At 67.7% G+C, this 16,846-nt stretch carries 19 protein-coding genes; 10 read left to right on the top strand and 9 right to left on the bottom strand.

What is annotated here, in order from left to right; translation table 11 throughout:
• Window positions 1-18 precede the first annotated feature (18 nt).
• The gene (locus ACQR3U_RS20775; protein WP_006553127.1) at window positions 19-426 is read left to right on the top strand and encodes a TIGR03618 family F420-dependent PPOX class oxidoreductase; all 408 of its coding nucleotides are present in this window, start codon (window positions 19-21) and stop codon (window positions 424-426) included.
• A 25-nt stretch (window positions 427-451) separates the two neighbouring features.
• Here the strand turns inward: ACQR3U_RS20775 and ACQR3U_RS20770 are convergent, their stop codons facing one another.
• Window positions 452-1,033, bottom strand: coding sequence for an HdeD family acid-resistance protein (locus ACQR3U_RS20770; RefSeq protein WP_230811274.1), 582 nt, complete (start codon window positions 1,031-1,033; stop codon window positions 452-454).
• Window positions 1,034-1,131: 98 nt separating this feature from the next.
• On the opposite strand from ACQR3U_RS20770, the gene ACQR3U_RS20765 reads away from it, so the two are divergent.
• Both ACQR3U_RS20765 and ACQR3U_RS20760 read left to right on the top strand, forming a co-directional pair.
• Window positions 1,132-1,944 (top strand): DUF72 domain-containing protein, encoded by an 813-nt coding sequence (locus tag ACQR3U_RS20765; protein WP_024102382.1) that lies wholly within the window; start codon window positions 1,132-1,134, stop codon window positions 1,942-1,944.
• Window positions 1,941-2,456, top strand: a complete 516-nt coding sequence (locus tag ACQR3U_RS20760) for a hypothetical protein (RefSeq protein ID WP_006553130.1) — start codon at window positions 1,941-1,943, stop codon at window positions 2,454-2,456. Before ACQR3U_RS20765 ends, ACQR3U_RS20760 begins: the two co-directional genes overlap by 4 nt.
• 13 nt (window positions 2,457-2,469) lie before the next feature.
• Here ACQR3U_RS20760 and ACQR3U_RS20755 read toward each other — a convergent pair whose 3' ends face one another.
• Window positions 2,470-2,982 (bottom strand): MarR family winged helix-turn-helix transcriptional regulator, encoded by a 513-nt coding sequence (locus ACQR3U_RS20755; protein ID WP_006553131.1) that lies wholly within the window; start codon window positions 2,980-2,982, stop codon window positions 2,470-2,472.
• 70 nt (window positions 2,983-3,052) lie between these two features.
• On the opposite strand from ACQR3U_RS20755, the gene ACQR3U_RS20750 reads away from it, so the two are divergent.
• Complete coding sequence (locus ACQR3U_RS20750) at window positions 3,053-4,465, top strand: FUSC family protein (protein WP_200358915.1); 1,413 nt, start codon at window positions 3,053-3,055, stop codon at window positions 4,463-4,465.
• Between the two features lie 62 nt (window positions 4,466-4,527).
• Here ACQR3U_RS20750 and ACQR3U_RS20745 read toward each other — a convergent pair whose 3' ends face one another.
• A complete protein-coding gene (locus ACQR3U_RS20745; protein ID WP_006553133.1) occupies window positions 4,528-4,926 on the bottom strand; it encodes a histone-like nucleoid-structuring protein Lsr2 in 399 nt (132 codons plus the stop codon).
• 37 nt (window positions 4,927-4,963) lie between these two features.
• A complete protein-coding gene (locus ACQR3U_RS20740) occupies window positions 4,964-6,040 on the bottom strand; it encodes a nucleoside hydrolase (RefSeq protein WP_230811275.1) in 1,077 nt (358 codons plus the stop codon).
• A 59-nt stretch (window positions 6,041-6,099) separates the two neighbouring features.
• Between ACQR3U_RS20740 and ACQR3U_RS20735 the strand changes: the two genes are divergently transcribed.
• Complete coding sequence (locus ACQR3U_RS20735) at window positions 6,100-6,906, top strand: acyl-CoA thioesterase domain-containing protein (protein ID WP_230811276.1); 807 nt, start codon at window positions 6,100-6,102, stop codon at window positions 6,904-6,906.
• 19 nt (window positions 6,907-6,925) lie between these two features.
• Window positions 6,926-7,576 (top strand): cyclase family protein, encoded by a 651-nt coding sequence (locus ACQR3U_RS20730; RefSeq protein WP_006553136.1) that lies wholly within the window; start codon window positions 6,926-6,928, stop codon window positions 7,574-7,576.
• Between the two features lie 49 nt (window positions 7,577-7,625).
• On the opposite strand, the gene ACQR3U_RS20725 is transcribed toward ACQR3U_RS20730, so the two are convergent.
• Window positions 7,626-8,297 (bottom strand): FadR/GntR family transcriptional regulator, encoded by a 672-nt coding sequence (locus ACQR3U_RS20725; protein ID WP_006553137.1) that lies wholly within the window; start codon window positions 8,295-8,297, stop codon window positions 7,626-7,628.
• Window positions 8,298-8,483: 186 nt separating this feature from the next.
• On the opposite strand from ACQR3U_RS20725, the gene ACQR3U_RS20720 reads away from it, so the two are divergent.
• A complete protein-coding gene (locus tag ACQR3U_RS20720) occupies window positions 8,484-10,268 on the top strand; it encodes a 2-isopropylmalate synthase (protein WP_230811277.1) in 1,785 nt (594 codons plus the stop codon).
• On the opposite strand, the gene ACQR3U_RS20715 is transcribed toward ACQR3U_RS20720, so the two are convergent.
• On the bottom strand, window positions 10,237-10,968 hold the full coding sequence (locus ACQR3U_RS20715) for a M50 family metallopeptidase (protein WP_006553139.1): 732 nt from the start codon (window positions 10,966-10,968) through the stop codon (window positions 10,237-10,239). The genes ACQR3U_RS20720 and ACQR3U_RS20715 overlap by 32 nt on opposite strands.
• Window positions 10,969-11,021: 53 nt before the next feature.
• On the opposite strand from ACQR3U_RS20715, the gene ACQR3U_RS20710 reads away from it, so the two are divergent.
• The gene (locus ACQR3U_RS20710) at window positions 11,022-11,720 is read left to right on the top strand and encodes an AzlC family ABC transporter permease (RefSeq protein ID WP_006553140.1); all 699 of its coding nucleotides are present in this window, start codon (window positions 11,022-11,024) and stop codon (window positions 11,718-11,720) included.
• Window positions 11,713-12,042, top strand: coding sequence for a branched-chain amino acid transporter permease (locus ACQR3U_RS20705; RefSeq protein ID WP_230811278.1), 330 nt, complete (start codon window positions 11,713-11,715; stop codon window positions 12,040-12,042). The genes ACQR3U_RS20710 and ACQR3U_RS20705 overlap by 8 nt, the downstream gene beginning before the upstream one ends.
• Here the strand turns inward: ACQR3U_RS20705 and ACQR3U_RS20700 are convergent.
• Both ACQR3U_RS20700 and aztD read right to left on the bottom strand, forming a co-directional pair.
• Window positions 12,012-13,250 carry a glycosyltransferase 87 family protein gene (locus tag ACQR3U_RS20700; RefSeq protein WP_006553142.1) on the bottom strand — a complete coding sequence of 413 codons (1,239 nt, stop codon included), beginning with the start codon at window positions 13,248-13,250 and terminating at the stop codon, window positions 12,012-12,014. The two genes, ACQR3U_RS20705 and ACQR3U_RS20700, sit on opposite strands and share 31 nt — an antisense overlap.
• 233 nt (window positions 13,251-13,483) lie before the next feature.
• On the bottom strand, window positions 13,484-14,740 hold the full coding sequence (gene aztD, locus ACQR3U_RS20695) for a zinc metallochaperone AztD (protein WP_230811280.1): 1,257 nt from the start codon (window positions 14,738-14,740) through the stop codon (window positions 13,484-13,486).
• A 216-nt stretch (window positions 14,741-14,956) separates the two neighbouring features.
• Here aztD and ACQR3U_RS20690 point away from each other — a divergent pair, with 216 nt between their 5' ends.
• Window positions 14,957-16,144, top strand: a complete 1,188-nt coding sequence (locus ACQR3U_RS20690; protein ID WP_006553144.1) for an ATP-binding protein — start codon at window positions 14,957-14,959, stop codon at window positions 16,142-16,144.
• 22 nt (window positions 16,145-16,166) lie between these two features.
• Here ACQR3U_RS20690 and ACQR3U_RS20685 read toward each other — a convergent pair whose 3' ends face one another.
• Window positions 16,167-16,841, bottom strand: a complete 675-nt coding sequence (locus tag ACQR3U_RS20685) for a nitroreductase (RefSeq protein WP_033097479.1) — start codon at window positions 16,839-16,841, stop codon at window positions 16,167-16,169.
• Window positions 16,842-16,846: the final 5 nt, after the last annotated feature.

Raw genomic sequence — 16,846 nt, 5'->3', positions numbered from 1 at the left:
GCATCGAAAGGGAGTGCCGTGCCGAAACGACCCGTGCCCGGGGCCGTCGCAGAATTCCTCACCCAGCCCAACTACGCCACGATCAGCTCTCTGCGCCCGGACGGTCATCCGGTGTCCGTTCCGACCTGGTACGTCTACGAGGACGGCCGCATCCTCGTCAACATGGACTCCACCCGTAAGCGCCTCGACTACCTGCGGAACGATCCGCGGGTGAGCCTGTCGGCGATGGATCCGCAGGACTGGATCACGCACGTGAGCCTCCAGGGGCGGGTCGTCGAATTCACCGACGATCCGTCCCTGGAGGACATCGACCGGATCGCTCGCCACTACACGGGCAAGCCGTACCACGCGCGCGACGGCAAGCGCGTCAACGCGTGGATCGAGATCGACCGCTGGCACGCGTGGGGTCGCCTGCGCAACGCCTGAGATCGATCGGGGAAAAGGCCGGTGGTCAGATGACGCCGGCCTTCTTCGCCGCACTGCGTGCCTGGAACGCCAGGATGATGAGCAGCACGCCGAACAGGATCGCGTAGATGCCGAGCAGGACGATCAGGCTCAGGATGCCCTCGCCGGGGAAGATCAGCAGCACGATGCCGAACAGGACGGCGACGACGCCGGCGAGCACCGACCACACCCATCCGGACTCGGGGACCTTCCGGAACCGGATGCCGCCGACGATGCCGGTGATGCCGAACAGGATGGCGTAGAACGCGATCACGTACAGCAGTGCGAGTGCGGTGATGCCGGGCCAGAACAGTGCGACGAGGCCGGCGAGGACGGAGACGATGCCCATGGCGAGCCACCAGCCCCAGCCCTCGGGCTTGTCACGGACCGACTGGACGACCAGTACGATGCCGTCGATGATCGCGTAGGCCGCGAAGACGACCACCAGCGCCCACACGGTGATGCCGGGCCAGACGAGTGCGACGACACCGAAGAGGACCGCGAGGATGCCGCGCAGCAGCACCACCCACCAGATCTGCTTCAGTAATGATCGGAACGGATCGTTGGAAGAAAACGAGCTCGTGGACATGGCGGCTCCTGGCGTGTGATGTGATCTTGTAGCCCAGAGGATAAGCGCGGTCGTGCTGCTTCGCGTGCCGAATCGAAGCCGAGGTTACGCTCGGAAACGTGGCCGGGGCGAGGATCGGGATATCGGGATGGCGCTATCCGGGCTGGCGCGGAGACTTCTATCCGGAAGGACTCGTCCAACGCCGGGAACTCGAATACGCCGCCCAGCGGTTCGGATCGATCGAGATCAACGGCTCGTTCTATTCGCTGCAGCGCCCGAGCAGCTATCTCGCGTGGCGGGACGCCGCACCCGACGACTTCGTCTACGCCGTCAAGGGCGGGCGGTTCGTCACCCACATGAAACGGCTCGCGGGCGTCGACGACGCCCTCGCCAATTTCTTCGCCTCCGGTGTGCTCGCGCTCGGCCCGAAACTCGGTCCGGTGCTGTGGCAGCTCCCGCCGACCCTCGGTTTCGAGGAGGACAGGTTCGCGGACTTCTTCACCCGGTTGCCCCGCACGACGATGGCCGCCGGCGAACTCGCCCGCCGGCACACCGACAAACTCGCCGACGATCGGGTGTGGGTGGAGGTGGACGCCGAGCGTCCGCTGCGGCACGCCGTCGAGGTGCGGCATCCCGACCTCGCGAGCCCGCAGGCCGTGGAGTTGCTGCGCGCGCACGACATCGGGCTCGTCGTCGCCGACACGGCCGGAAAGTTCCCGTTCCTCACCGACGTCACGAGCGATTTCGTCTACGTGCGGATGCACGGCGACAAGGAGCTGTATGCGAGCGGGTACACCCCCGACGTTCTCGACGTGTGGGCCGAGCGGATCCGCGGATGGCTGGGCGACGGCAGGGACGTCTACGTGTACTTCGACAACGACATGAAAGGCTGTGCCCCGCACGACGCGCTCGCGTTGCAGGAACGCCTGTGACCGGGCGTCCGGAGGAAGGACAGGAGATCGCTGTGTGGCCCGACCACTGGCCGAGAACGCCGCGGGAGATCGCGACGGCCACCGCCGATGCGCTCGCCGCTGCCCGCAGCGAGTCGGCCGAGCCCTTCGACGAGGCGGTCGCGGTACTGGTCGACCTGCCCTACGAGCAGGTCACGGCCGTGCACGCGGGCATGGTCCGGGAGTTGCTCGAGGAACTGCATCCCGACGGTCTCGCCGGTGAGGACGTGCAGGCCGTGCTCGAACGCTCCGTCCGTTCCGGACTGCGATGGCTGCCATCGCTCGAACCCGAAGCCGTTGTTGCTGTGCTCACGGGTGCGCTCGGAGTGTCCGATTCCGACGCCGAACGCCCGAAGATCCGTCCCGAGCAGTATCTGGCCGCGGGCCTGCTCGTCGTCGCCGATCTCGTCGCTGCGCGCCGCGTGGCTCCCGAGGCGTATCTGCGCCGCGCCGTGAGCGAGATCGAACGGGCCGAGACGCAGGAGATGCCCTGACCTGTTCGGGGGATCAGGCCGGATAGTGGTTCTCGACGTTGCGGACGACCTTGCGCAACAGGTCGGACAGGACCTGAACCTCGTCGTCGTCGAGTCCGTCGAGCATCTGCCGCTCGCGTGCCAGGCGTCGCGGGAACTCCTTCTCGACGAGTGCGCGCCCGTCGTCGGTGAGGGTGAGGAGGACGACGCGGCCGTCGCGTTCGAGTCGTGTGCGTTCGACGAGACCGAGTTTGGCGAGTCGCTCGGTGTGCTTCGTCGTCGACGCACCGGAGATCCCCGTGATCGAGGTGACCTCGCTGGCGCGTAACGGGTGGTCGCTGCGGGCGAGCGCGCTGAGTACCTCGAACTCGCTGCGGCTGATGCCGCTCGGTTCGAGTTCCCGATCGAAGTAGGTGAGCGCGAGCGACCCGATGCGGGTGATGCGACCGATCACGTCGATGGGGCGCAGGTCGAGGCCGGGGTAGTGGGCGGTCCATCCGAGACGTACGCGATCGACGTAATCGGGCTGGGGCGTCTCGGAGGGCATGTGGCAAGTCTAACGGCAGCGGACGAACAATTTCATAGATATTTTACTAGTGAAACAATAGGGTGGACGGATGCTGGACCGCCGACTCGACGACCGCCCTCAGCTCCGTCACACCCGGAGAGCGCTCGCGCATCCGCTGTCGGCGAGCGCGTGGAAGGACGCCCTCGAAGTGCGGCGCGGCGATCCGACCGTGGCCGTGGCGCTGCGCGTGGGGTTCGCGACGATGCTCGCCCTCGTCGGCGGCGGTCTGCTCGGTTACGGACAAGTCGCCGGCTTCGCCGCCCTCGGCGCACTCACCAGTGCCTTCCTGCGATACGAACCGTATCCGCGTCTCGCCGTGCGCCTTCCGTGGGTCGGCCTCGGCATCGTCGGTTACACCGCCTTCGGGGCTGCGCTCGGCGCGATGGGCGCCCCGCTGTGGGTGCAGATCGTTGCGCTCTCGCTGGGCTCGGCCGTCGCGTACTGGGTGTTCACGGCCTTCTCGCTCATGGGCCCCGGCCCGGTGATCCTCATCTTCGCGGCCGCCGGCGCCGCCGGTTTCTCCGACGGATGGGGCGATGCGGGGCTGGTCACCGCCGCGGCGACCATCGGTGCGCTGCTCGGATATGTCATCGCGATGCTCCCCGCGCTCTCCCATCCCCACACGCCCGCTCGTCTGGCGGTCGCACGCGCCCTCGCGGCGGTCTCCGCCGTCGAGATCCGCGGTGCGGACGCCGTTCCCGCTGCGCGACAGAGCATCCGGAAGGCGCGCGAGACCGTCGCACTGAACGCCTCGCGACGTCCGGACGCCCATGTCCACGAACTGGCCGCACTGCTCGACGCGGCCGAGACGGTTCTCGACAGCGGGTCGCACGACACCTCCCGCGCACGTTGCGACGATTTCTCCCGATTCGAGAAGGAACTTCGGAAAGCGCGGCGCGACATCGAGATTCCGCGTGTCGATGCCGAGGGGCGGCCGGTGCTGCCCACGCCGCCCGGCTTCGTCCGCGAAGGATGCGGTCGTCTGCTCGACCGTCTCGTGCTGATCGGAGCGGCCCGGATCTTCGTGGCGTCGTTGCTCGCGGCGTCGTTCGCCGCATCGATCGGGCTCGACCATCCGTTGTGGGCTGCGATGGGTGCCATGGCGGCGCTGCAAGGATTGAACTACCGCAACACTGTTCAGCGCGGTATCCAGCGTCTGATCGGAAATGTCGGCGGCGCCATGATCGCTGCCGTGCTGCTCGCGCTCGACCTGGGCTACTGGCCGGTGGTCGCGGCCGCCGTGCTGTTCCAGACGCTCACCGAACTCACGGTGACCCGGAACTACGGGCTCGCCTCGGTCGGGGTGACGACGATGGCGTTGCTGCTCACCGGTCTCGGGCAGCACGCGGGTCCGGGCCTCGCCGTCAACCGGGTCGCCGACACCGTCATCGGCGTGGTCGTGGGCGTGATCGTCGCTGCGGTGACCATCCGACGCGACGACCGGCACCATCTCGTCGCGTGACGAGGCGGCACCGGTCGTCGGTGGCGTTCATGGCCTGCCGCGGGGAGGCAGCCGGGTGATGCTCAGGAGTGTGCGGCTTCGAACCGCTCGAGGATGTGACGCGGGATCCGGCCGCGCGAGCTGACGTCGTAACCCTTGTTACGGGCCCAGTGCCGGATCGCGGCCAGTTGCTCCGGCGATCGGGTGGGCGGAATCGCCTTGTGAGTCCCCGCCGTCCGTGTGCGGGCCTTCGTTGCCGTCTGCTTCGGCGTGATGGTGCGGGTGCTCGAAGCGGGCTTCTCAGGTGCCTTCTCGTGCAGCCACGGGCGGAGTACCGCCAGGAACTTGTCTGCGTTCGCCGGCCGCAGGTCGATTTCGTACTCGTCGTCGTCGACCGTGATGCGGAACGACTGCGCCAGGCCGTCCATGATCGGTTGGCCGTCGATATCGTCGAAATATTGGACGCGCACTTTCTGTGCCACGTTTATCTCCTTGTCCCCGAACTGTGCGCTGTCGACGCTAGTTCTTACTCGGGGGTAGGTTCAAGTCGCGAATGTACGATCCCACCCGCTCGACGAAATGATCGAAGAACTCTGCCGGACGGGTGCCCGCCACGATATCCGCGTTCGGCGTCCTCTGCCACATACCGGACAGATCGGCGACCGTCGTGCCCCGGGTGAGCCGTCCGTCGAGCTCGACGTCGACCGTCGCGGGCCGGGAGGTGTAGGGAACCGTGCCCAGCGCGACCGCCGCGGCGAACGGGTCGTGCACGTGCGCGAGGAAGCCCAGGCCCTGGTCACGGTGGAATTCCATGTAGAACCGCAGTGCATCGGAGATGTGGCGGACGAGAGGGACATCGGCCGTCGACCGCGTACCGCGTACCGCGTCCGGGGACAGCTCCCCGGATCGGGGCACACCGACGACGTCCCCGATCCGCGCAACATGCTCGGGATGCATCTCGATCGACTCCGTGACGTCGAGCGGGCACACGATCGGTCGCCGGTCCGGAGGGACGATCGAGAACGCGTCGAACACGACCTTGGCGGCCTCCGGATCCACCGCGACGTTCCATTCCGAGGTCGGCGTCGTATTACCGGAATGGTGGAAACACCCACCCATGATCACGAGGCGACGCAACCGCGACGGCAGTTCCGGGTCGATGCGCAGGGCGAGGGCGAGGTTGGTGAGCGGGCCGGTGACGAGCCCGGTGAGCTCTCCCGGATGCTCGCGGGTGAGATCGACCCATGCCTGCGCGGCCGATCGCGGCGACCGCGACTGCGACGCAGCGGGGAGTTCCGCATACCCGATCCCCTGTGGACCGTGCGTGTCCTCGGTGGTCATCAGTGGCGCGACCAGCGGAACCTGCGATCCGGCAGCCACTTCGATATCGGACCGACCGCACACCTCGAGCCACGACAGCGTGTTGGCGGTGACCTGGTCCACCGGCACGTTCCCCGCCGTGCACAGGGCGGCGACGATCTCGGCTTCCGGGCTCGCGACGAGATAGAGCAGGGCGAGAGCGTCGTCGATGCCGGTGTCGACGTCGACGATCAGGCGGGTACGGGCAGCCGGAACATCGGGTTCGTGTACATGCACGATCCCATCTTCGGGTATCCCGATGAACGCACCGCGGCCGGTGCTGGGAGAATTCCCGAATGCACGAGCGCAAGAACCGCGGTTTTTTCACCGAGGACGACGGTGTCTACCTGCCCACGAAGTATGCGACCAGCCCGTGGTCGGACACGATGCTCAACGGGCCGTGTGTGAGCGGTCTGGTGGCGCGTGAGCTCGAGATCCACCACGCCGTCGAGGGTTTCGTCCCGTCCCGGTTCACCCTCGATCTCTTCAGGCCGGTCCGCAACGAGCCGATCACCTTCACCACCACCCGGGTGCGCGACGGCAACCGCATCCGCGTCGCCGACGCGAACCTGATGCAGGGTGGAGAGGTGTCGGCGCGCGCGACGCTCACCTTCCTCCGCAAGTCGGCGCCGCCGCCCGGGTCGGTGTGGTTGCGCGGCGAGTCCCCGACGCCTCCTCCCGGTTCCCCGGAGACGCAGCCCGGGCCGCTCGAGTACTCGTCGTGGTACGGCAGCGACGGCCCGGGATGGACGCGGGTGCGGTCGGAACACCAGAACTCCGATCGCAAGCGCCTGTGGTCGCGGCAGCTGTCGATCATCGTCGGCGAGGAGCTGTCGCCGTTCGTCAACACCGCGACCGTCGGTGAGGGCACGTCGTTCGTGACCAACTGGTCGGACAAAGGTGTCGGCTACATCAATTCCGATGTCACCCTGGCACTGTCCCGTCTGCCGGAAGGACCGGAGGTCGGTATCGAGGCCGACAACCACATCAGCAGCGAGGGCATCGCGGTCGGCACGGCGGTGCTGTTCGACCGTCTCGGCGCGTTCGGCACCGGTGTGGTCACCGCGCTCGCGAATGCGCATCGACAGGTCGATTTCGGCTGACCCGAACAGGAGTGATGTCATGCGTGTTCGGCGGATCGTCGATCTAACCCACATCGTCTCCCCGGCCATCCAGGTCTATCCCGGGGATCCGGCACCGACGTTCACACCGCACGCCACCGTCGAGACCGACGGATTCGACCTGATGCGCATCGACATGGGATCGCAGACCGGCACCCACGTCGACGCGCCGCGACACGTGCGCAGCGGCGGCGCCGCGATCGACGCGGTACCGCCGGAGAACTTCGTGGGACGCGGAGTGGTGCTCGACGTGCGCGCCCGCGTCGGCGCCGGTGCGCTCGTCACCGCCGACATGTGGGGTGGGCCTGCGATCGGCTCCGGCGACATCGCGCTGGTCCTCACCGGCTGGTCGCGGTATTTCGGCACCGACCGCTATTTCGAGCATCCGGCCCTGAGCGTCGACGCGTGCCGGTGGTTGCTCGACCGCGGCGTCCGCACGGTCGGAATCGACGCGCCGAGCGTGGATCCCACGGGCGACGAGACGCTCGCAGCGCACCACGTGCTCGCCGACGCGGGGGCGATCATCTGCGAGAACCTGCGCAATCTCGACGCGATCGACTTCGCGGATCCGCTCGTGTCCTTGCTGCCGATCCCGTTCGCGGGCGTCGACGGGGCCCCGGTGAGGGCGGTCGCGATGCAGATCGAGAAGTGACCGTCCCGCACCCGGGAGGTCGAGAACCGTCCGCAGAGAACCGGCCCGGCTATCGGCCGAGTGCCGTCGTGAGCGAGGACAAGTGGTCGCGGGTGACGGCGGCGGCGGTCACCCCGTCACGGTCCGCGATGGCGTCGTAGATGCGTCGGTGGGTATCGTGGTCGGCGTCGTCCCCGTGGGTGCCGCGCGTGCGGAGCATTTCGATCATGGCGTGACGGTTACGGGGTGTGAAGCCGTCGAACAGGTCGAGAAGGATCGGGTTGTGTGCGGCGACCACGATGGTGCGGTGGAAGACGATGTCGGTGTCGACGTGTTCCTCGATAGCCGTGCGATGGGTTTCGCGTTCCCGCAGTGACTTCTTCAATGCCCGCAGTTCGGCGGGGGTGCGGCGCGCGGCGGCAAGGGCCGAGGCCTCGACCTCGACGGCGATGCGGGCCTCGATCACGGCGAGGATGTCGGCACGCGCGACCGTGCGCGTCCAGTCCTCGGGTGCGTCGAGAGCGGTGACGAACACGCCGGCGCCCTGCCGGGTGGTCAGGATGCCGCGTCCGGCGAGCTGACGGATCGCTTCGCGGACGGTGGAGCGGCCGACGCCGAGCTGCGGAGCCAGCGTCGTCTCGCCGGGCAGCTTGGCGCCGAGCGGCCATTCTCCGGATCGGATGCGCTCGAGGAGCAGTTCGGCGGCCTGGTCGGCGAGAGGCTCGCGGCGGACGACGGTCATGGTTCCATCATCGCAGAGTCCCCTACTCCTCTACTTGTCCGAGGAGTATGTTAGCCTTCGGGACATGCGCTCCTTCGCGTTCCTTCTCCTTCGCCGCCACGGCGGGGCCTAGCCGGACCGGCTCCCCGTCGTGGAGTCGAACACGCGCCGGTCCCTCGTAACGACGATCGACGAAGGACTTCTCCGATGAGCACCAGCACGTTCCCGCGAATCTTCACTCCTGCCGGTCCGGTTCCTGCCGACGCCCCCGTCTGGAACAGGCAGCGGCACTCCGCCATGCCCTCACATCGCTACCGCGATGTGTACTCTCGCGTGGAGGTTCCACTGGCGCAACGGAACTGGCCCACACAACGTCTGACCGCGGCCCCACTGTGGGTGCCGGTGGACCTGCGCGACGGTAACCAGGCACTGGCCGAACCGATGGATCCCGGCCGCAAACGCCGCTTCTTCGAGCTGATGGTCGCGATGGGATACAAGGAGATCGAGGTCGGTTATCCGTCCGCCTCGCAGACCGACTTCGACTTCGTGCGCCTGATCGTCGAGACCGACATCGCGCCGCCGGACGTCACCATCGTGGTGTTCACCCCGGCACGTCGCGACCTCATCGAGCGGACGGTGGAATCCGTCCGGGGTGTCCGCAACGAGGTCGTCGTCCACATGTACACCGCGACCGCTCCCACCTGGCGCGAGGTCGTCCTCGACCGCGACCGTACCGCGCTGACGGAACTGATCGTCGCCGGTGGCCGCGACGTCCTGGAACTGGCCGGCGACCTGCCGAACGTGCGGTTCGAGTTCTCACCCGAGGTCTTCAACCTCACCGAACCCGACTACGCGCTCGAGGTGTGCGACGCGATCACCGAGTTGTGGGACGCGACCCCCGAACGGCCGGTGATCGTGAATCTTCCGGCCACCGTCGAGATCGCGACCCCGAACGTCTATGCCGACCAGATCGAGTACATGCACACCAACCTCGCGCGACGCGACGCGGTGATCCTGTCCGTGCACCCGCACAACGATCGCGGCACAGGTATCGCGTGCGTCGAACTCGCCGTCCTCGCCGGGGCGCAGCGGGTCGAAGGGTGCGTGTTCGGCAACGGGGAACGCACCGGCAACGTCGACATTGCGACACTCGCACTGAACCTCCACGCACAGGGCATCGATCCGATGATCGATTTCTCCGACATCGACGAGATCCGCCGCACCGTCGAATACTGCAATCGCATCGAGATCCACCCGAGGCACCCGTATGTCGGCGACCTGGTGCACACCGCCTTCAGCGGCACTCATCAGGACGCGATCAGGAAAGGGTTCGCCGAGCACCGGGCACGCGCCGTCGCCGAGGGCCGTCCCGAGTCCGAGATCGATTGGCGAGTACCGTATCTGCCGATCGATCCCGCCGACATAGGACGTACCTACGACGCGGTGATCCGTGTCAATTCGCAATCCGGTAAGGGCGGGGTCGCCTACCTGCTCGAGAGCGAATACGGCATCGAAGTTCCGCGTCGGCTCCAGATCGACTTCACTCGCCACGTGCAAGACCACACCGACACCAGCGGCGGGGAGGTCACTGCGACCGAACTGTGGGAGATCTTCGACACCGCATATCTCGCACGGCCGGACGTCCCGGGTGCACCGGTGCTGCGCGCCTTCGACGTGACCGACGCGGGCACCACGATCACGCTGGGTATCGGCGGCACCGAACACCGCAGTGTCCACGAGGGCGTGGGTCCCGTCGAAGCATCGACCGACGCTCTCGCCCGTCTCGGCATCGATATCGAGGTGCTCGGCCTCCATCAGAGCAGCGTCGGCACCGACGCACTCACCCTGATCGAATTCCGCAGCGGCGACGACACACGGTGGGCAGCGGGGCGTCACCGCTCCGTGCTCACCGCGAGCCTGCACGCGGTCGTCCGTGCTGCCGCCTGCATCCCGAGGGCACTCAGGACAGCTGGGTCACCACGATCCGTGTGACGCCGTAGAAGGCGGTACCCGCCGTGACGATCGCGAACAGCGCGATCCATACGGCCGCCGGAACGCGGGTCAGTCCGCGCAACTGGTCGGCGTCCGAACCCCGGCCACGACCGCGCGAATGGGTGCGGGCGAGTTCGAGGACCGGGCGGGTCGCGCCGAGGAGCAAGACCCATGTGATCAGGTACGCCGCGGTGTACCGGACGATCGGGTCCCCGAGATAGGCGGCCGCGCCGACGAGCGCACCTGCGATCACCACCGAGACGAATCCGTACAGATTGCGGATCAGCAGCAACAGGACGGCGAGCGCGGCGAGGATCGACCACAGCACCGCGGCGGGCCGATCCAGGGTCAGCAGCGTCGCCGCCGCGAATCCCAGCACGGCCGGACCGGTGTACCCGGCGAAGGTGGTCGCGACCATGCCGGGGCCTCGCGGGTTGCCGGACGACACCATCACCCCCGAGGTGTCGCTGTGCAGACGGATGCCCGACAGCTTTCGGCCCACGAGCGCCGCGACCAGCGCGTGCGACCCCTCGTGCGCCTGCGTGACGACATGGCGGGTCTTCAGCCACAGCGGCCGAACGGTGACGAGCACGAGTGCGACGATCGCCGTTCCGACGACGACCACCGTCGGAGCGGGCTGGTCGACGGTCGACACGGCCTGCCAGGCGGAGGACACGACCTCCGTGAACGAGGTGGACACAGATCACCTTCCTCCGGGCCGGGCGCCGAGACTTCCGGCCCGGCGATAGCCTGATGAGCATGCCCGACCGTCGTACCCTCGAGATCCGCGCGGGTATCAAGGACTCCTGGGCCGTCGGGCTGGGACTGATCCCGCTGGGGCTCGCGTTCGGTGTGGTTCTCACCCAGGGCGGGTTCGAATGGTGGTGGGCGCCGATCTTCTCCACCGTCATCTACGCGGGGTCGATGGAGTTCCTCGCGATCGGTCTGATCGCGGCGGTCACGCCGCTCGCCTCGGTCGCCGCGGCGACGCTGCTGGTGAACTTCCGGCACGTCTTTTACGGCCTGTCGTTCCCGCTGCACCGCATCCGCAGCCGGCTCGGGCGTCTCTACGGCGTCTATGCGCTCACCGACGAGTCGTACGCGATCGTCGCCCCCAAGGCACGTGAGCCGCTCTCGGGTACCCGCATCCTCACGGTCCAGGTGCTCTGCCAGCTGATGTGGGTCGTGTCGGGCACGATCGGCGCGCTGATCGGGGCAGTGCTCCCCGACGGGCTCGCCGGACTCGAGTTTGCCCTCACGGCACTGTTCGCGGTGCTTGCGATCGATGCCTTCCGCGCCAACCGCGACGTGCCGGCGCCGGTGCTCGCGCTGGTCTGCGGTCTCGTCGCATTGCTGGTCGCGAAAAGCCAGATGCTCGTCGTCGGGCTCGGGTTGTTCGTAGTGTGCCTGTTCGTGCGGTTCGTCTACCGGAACAAGGTGGCCCGTGCCTGAGTCGGTGCCCGGCGCCGGATATGTCCTCGGCGCTCTGGCGGTGATGTTCGTCGTGACGGTCGCGTTGCGCTCGGCGCCGTTCCTCGCGTTGTCGGCGCTGAAGAACTCCGCCTTCGTCGATTTCCTGGGCCGTACGATGCCCGCGGGCGTCATGGTGATCCTGGTGATGTACACACTGCGTGACGTGGGGGAGTCGACCTGGCTACCCGCGACCGTCGGTCTCGCGGGCACGATCGCGGTGCATCTGTGGCGACGCAACGCCGCGCTGAGCACCGTTGTCGGGACGGGTCTCTATCTCGTCGCGTCGGCGTTCTGGACCTGAGCCGGCGCGGCGACGGTCTCCTCGCGCTCGACGGCGTTCTCGGCACCGGGGCGACGATGGCGCGCGGCGACCATCGCGGCGACGAAGACTGCGATCGCGGCCAGGCACTGCGAGGTCCCGAGGACTTCGAGGAGCAACTGCTCGACCCAGCCGCCGGAGGACGCCTCACGCAGCAGGTGGTTGGGTCCGATGAGGAAGACCACGGTGGCGGGCCCCAGCACGGGCCACCAGCGGCGGTAGGCCGGCGCGACGAGCAGCGGCACGAGGAACAGCGCGTACACCCAGTGGTGGGTGACGGCGATCGGAGCGGCGAGCAGCGACGCCAGGCCCACCAGGGCCACCGCGACCACGGGCTCGTCGGCACGCAGGAAGCGGTAGGCGGCCCACGCGGTACCGGCCACGACGACCAGGGCACCGGCCAGCCACAGCGCCTTGGCGGTGCCGTCGGAGAAGTCGAAACGGGCGATGAGACCGGTGAGCGCCTGGTTGCGGAAGAACGACGGGTCGCCGGCGCGGTCGGTCGCGAAGAACTCCGTGGTCCAGAAGTAGACGGTCGAATCGGGGCGCAGCCAGTAGCCGAACGCGACGGTCGCGGCAAAGGCGCTCAGCGCGCGGAATGCCGACGGCCAGTCGCGGCGCAGCAGGAAGATCAGGCCGAAGGCGGCCGGGGTCACCTTGATGGCGGCGGCCAGCGCGATGCCGACACCGCGGAAGCGCTTCGGGATCACACCGAGCAGGTCGGCGACCACCAGTGCCATGAGCACGATGTTGATCTGGCCGAACGTGAAGTTGGAGCGGAACGGCTCGAGCCACAGCACCGGTCCGAGCGACGCGGCTGCGATCAGGCTCGGCTGCGACATGTCGAGTCGCTGGTAGACGACCTCGAGCACCCACCACACGAGAGCGATGAGTCCGATCGTCCACAACACCTGCAGGGCGGTGCTGCCCACCAACGCCATCGGGGCGAAGAGGAACGCCGCGAAGGGTGGGTAGATGAACCGGAAACCGGAATGGCTGAAGAACCCCTCGGTGTACAGCGGGGTGTGGTGCAGGAAGGCCCAGCCGGCATCGCGGAAGACGTCGAGATCCATGAGGTACTCGTTCAGCGCGTCGCGCAGGTATCCCGCGACTGCCAGCGCCGAGACCGTCAGACCGATGGCGATCAACAAGGATCGAACAGGTCGGGTACGGACTTCGGTCAACAGCACGGGCGGTACCTCCCCGGTAGGAAACAGGTGCGTCGCCACGTTACACAATCGTTGTCTTCGGGATCAGGCGCCGAGAGTATTGCCTCCCCAAACGTTTTGGTCGGGAAATCCGTTTCGCGAACTTGGGGAGTGAGGCGGATCACGTTGCGGAAAGATCTCGACCGGCCGGACGTGAGGGGAGTATTCGTCTTTCTAGCTCTACAGCTAGAAAGACGAATACTCCGGTAGCGGAGTCAGGCGACGCCGCTGATCTCGTTCGGGGTGTGCGGCAGTTCGGCAGAGCGGATCTCACCCGAGGTCACGTCCACCGCGTACAGGGAATCGGTGGCGGGATCGGTGACGAACGCCGTATCGCCCCGCACCTCGAGTGTGGGCCGAGGTGCCTGCCACTCGTCGGGCTCGGCCCACGGCTCGAGCACCTCGATCCGCCGGACGAGCTCGCCGGAGTCGGGATCGATCACGTGGAGGTTGCCGTCGGTGCCGAGAACGAGTGCTTCCCCTGCCGGTCCGCGACCGAGGGAGCGGAAGGTGTAACTGGTACCGAGGTCGACGAGACGCACCGACGCGGTGCGGGTGTCCACGAGCGCGACGCGCTCGGGACGCTCGAGCTCGGCGTCGGGATCGGTCTTGTAGTCGCCGAGGACGACGGGCGAGTCCTCGCTGCCGGCCTGGTTCCCGATCCGGCCGTAGGGGTCGGGCACCGGCGCCTTCGTGAACGTTCCGTCGCGGAAGATCACCATGCCGTCCTCGCATCCGAAGGCGACGACCCCGTCGGCTGCGACCGTCTCACCGTGCACACCCGGGCACTGTTCGGTGCGCGTGATCTCGGTGCCGTTCTCGTCGAGCAGCGCCACACCGGTCCGATCCTCGGAATCGCCGAGGGTGACGAGCATGCCGCCGTCGGGCATCGGGACGGCCACGCCGTGGTGGGCCTCGGGGAGCGCGCGACTGTCGAGATCCGGTAGGTCGGTCGCCGAGGCGAGATCGGCGGGGTCGAACACGTCGATGCGTCCGGTGCCGTCGTCGAACAGGGCGGTGACCCCGGCGTGCGGCACGACGTGTCCGGGCTTCTCGGCGGCGAACGTCAGGTCGGTGAGCGTGGGTGCGCCGGCGTAGTGGTGACCGTGGTCGCCGTGGGCTTCCGTCCAGCTGCCGGTGTCGAGCACGCGGAATCCGCCTTCGGTGGAGATCAGCACGTGGCGTCCGTCGCCGGCAGGGGAGAGGCGGTTGAAACCGTCGAGTGCGAAGTCGTCGACGACGGTGAGTTCTTCTTCCTCGACGACGAGGACGCCGCCGTCGTAGGTCAGGGCGAGGCGCGGCTGCGCCGTCGCCACTTCGGAAGCGGCGGCGGAGGTCGTCGTCTCGGAGGTCGTCGTCTCGGGGGTGTCGGCCGCAGTGGTGTCGGCCTCGGTCGTACCGCCGCAGGCGGCGGCGAAGGTCGCAGCGACGACGGTGAGGGCGGCGCCGCCGTAGCGGGAGAGCGTTGTCATGGGGAAAGAAATAGCCACTATCGAAAATGAATGTCAAAGTCTGAAATGCGCATGCGTGCATGTCGCTCCGGGCGGCCGAGGTTGCAGTTGTTGTCGAGAAATCGCCGAAATGTCGACAACAACTGCGGTTTCGAGCTCGGACATACGGAATACGGCCGTCTACGACACGCACTAGATGAGCTCAGAATCCGATGAGTTCGCCGTTAGCATCGACGGATGGATCCTGTCCGCAACCCGTACGCCCCGGGCGCGGGACAGCGCCCGCCCGAGCTCGCCGGCCGCGAGAAGCAACTCACCGCGTTCGAGGTGGTCCTCGAACGGATCGCCCGGGAACGACCCGAACGCAGCGTCGTCCTCACCGGCCTCCGCGGTGTCGGCAAGACCGTCCTTCTCAACCATCTGCGCTCCGCCGCCATCGCGAAGAGCTGGGGCACCGGCAAGATCGAGGCCCGTCCCGATCAAGGACTGCGACGCCCCCTGTCGTCGGCGCTGCACATGGCGGTCCGCGAGATCGCCGCCGCGCATCCGGATCCGGAATCGGTGGAGTACTTCCTCGGGGTGCTCAAGTCGTTCGCGCTGCGGGCTACCGCCGACAAGGGCATGCGCGAACGCTGGCAACCCGGCATCGATGCTCCGGCCGTGAAAGGGCGGGCCGACTCGGGCGACATCGAGATCGACCTCGTCGAACTGCTTGTCGACGCAGCAGGACTCGCACGCGACGTGGGCGTGGGCATCGCGTTGTTCATCGACGAGATGCAGGACCTCGGCTCCGACGACGTCTCAGCGATCTGCGGGGCCTGCCACGAGCTGAGCCAGGACGCCGCGCCGCTCATCGTCGTCGGGGCCGGTCTGCCGCACCTGCCCGCGGTGCTGTCGGCGTCGAAGTCCTACTCCGAGCGGCTGTTCACCTACCACCGCATCGACCGGCTCGACCGTGCGGCAGCGGATCTCGCGCTCATCGCGCCTGCGGCACGAGAGGACGTCGAGTTCACGCAGGACGCCCTCGACCTTCTGTACGAAACCGCCGACGGCTACCCGTATTTCGTGCAGGCCTATGGTAAGACGACCTGGGACGTCGCAGCGGATTCGCCGATCACCGCCGACGACGTGCGGGTCGCGGCACCGACTGCGGAAGAGGAACTCGCCGTCGGCTTCTTCGGCTCCCGCTACGAACGGGCGACCCCCGCCGAACGCGAATACATGCGGGCCATGGCGGATCTGGCGGGCGACGACGGGCCTGTCGCGACCTCGAAGATCGCCGTCGAACTCGGACGGAAACCTGCCTCCCTGTCACCTGCGCGCGACGGATTGATCAAGAAGGGCCTGATCTATTCCGCCGAGCGCGGGTTCATCGGGTTCACCGTTCCGCACTTCGGGCGGTACCTGCGCGCCCAGAACGACTGACCCGGCCGGGGCGATCGAAAGTTCAGTCGACCCACTCGACGGTCTCGTCGAGCGACGCGCGATTCGTGCGACACGCATTGGCCGGGTGCGCCTCGTCGGCGTAACCGAACGAGATGGCGCAGACGATGTCGCGGTCGTCGCCGATGTTCAGTTCGCGTCGCAGCGCGGTGGCCGTCATCGCGACGGCGGCCTGCGGGACGGCGGCGATGCCGAGCGACTCGGCGGCGAGCAGCAGGGTCGAGACGTAGCCACCGCAGTCGACGGCGCCGTACACGCCGAGGGCCTTGTCGGAGGTGATGATCGCGACGTGCGGTGCGCCGAAGAAGCGGTAGTTCTCGAGCATCTGCTCGGTGCGGCGCTGGTAGTCGTCGCGGGCGATGCCCAGCGCGTTGTACAGGGCGTAGCCGGCGCCGCGGCGACGCTCGGCATAGGCGCCGCGGTATTCGGCGGGTCCCGGGATGTCGGGATCCATGTTCCCCGAGGTGGCCTGCGCGTAGACGGCGTCGCGCAGGCGGTTGGTGGCGTCGCCGCTGACGATGTGCACTTGCCAGGGTTGGGAGTTGCACCAGGACGCGGTGCGCTGACCCATCTGCAGCATGCGTTCGATGTCCTCGCGCGGGACCTGTTTCGTCAGGAAGGCACGGCAGCTGAAACGGGTGTCGAGCAGGGACGACAGCGTGTCGGCGGCAGAAGTCATGTCAC

The sequence above is a fragment of the Rhodococcus sp. IEGM1339 genome, from assembly GCF_050321925.1.
Classification (GTDB): Bacteria; Actinomycetota; Actinomycetes; order Mycobacteriales; family Mycobacteriaceae; genus Rhodococcus; species Rhodococcus pyridinivorans.
Note: the sequence above shows the minus strand (reverse complement) of the source record. Positions and strands in the feature narration are given on the sequence as shown.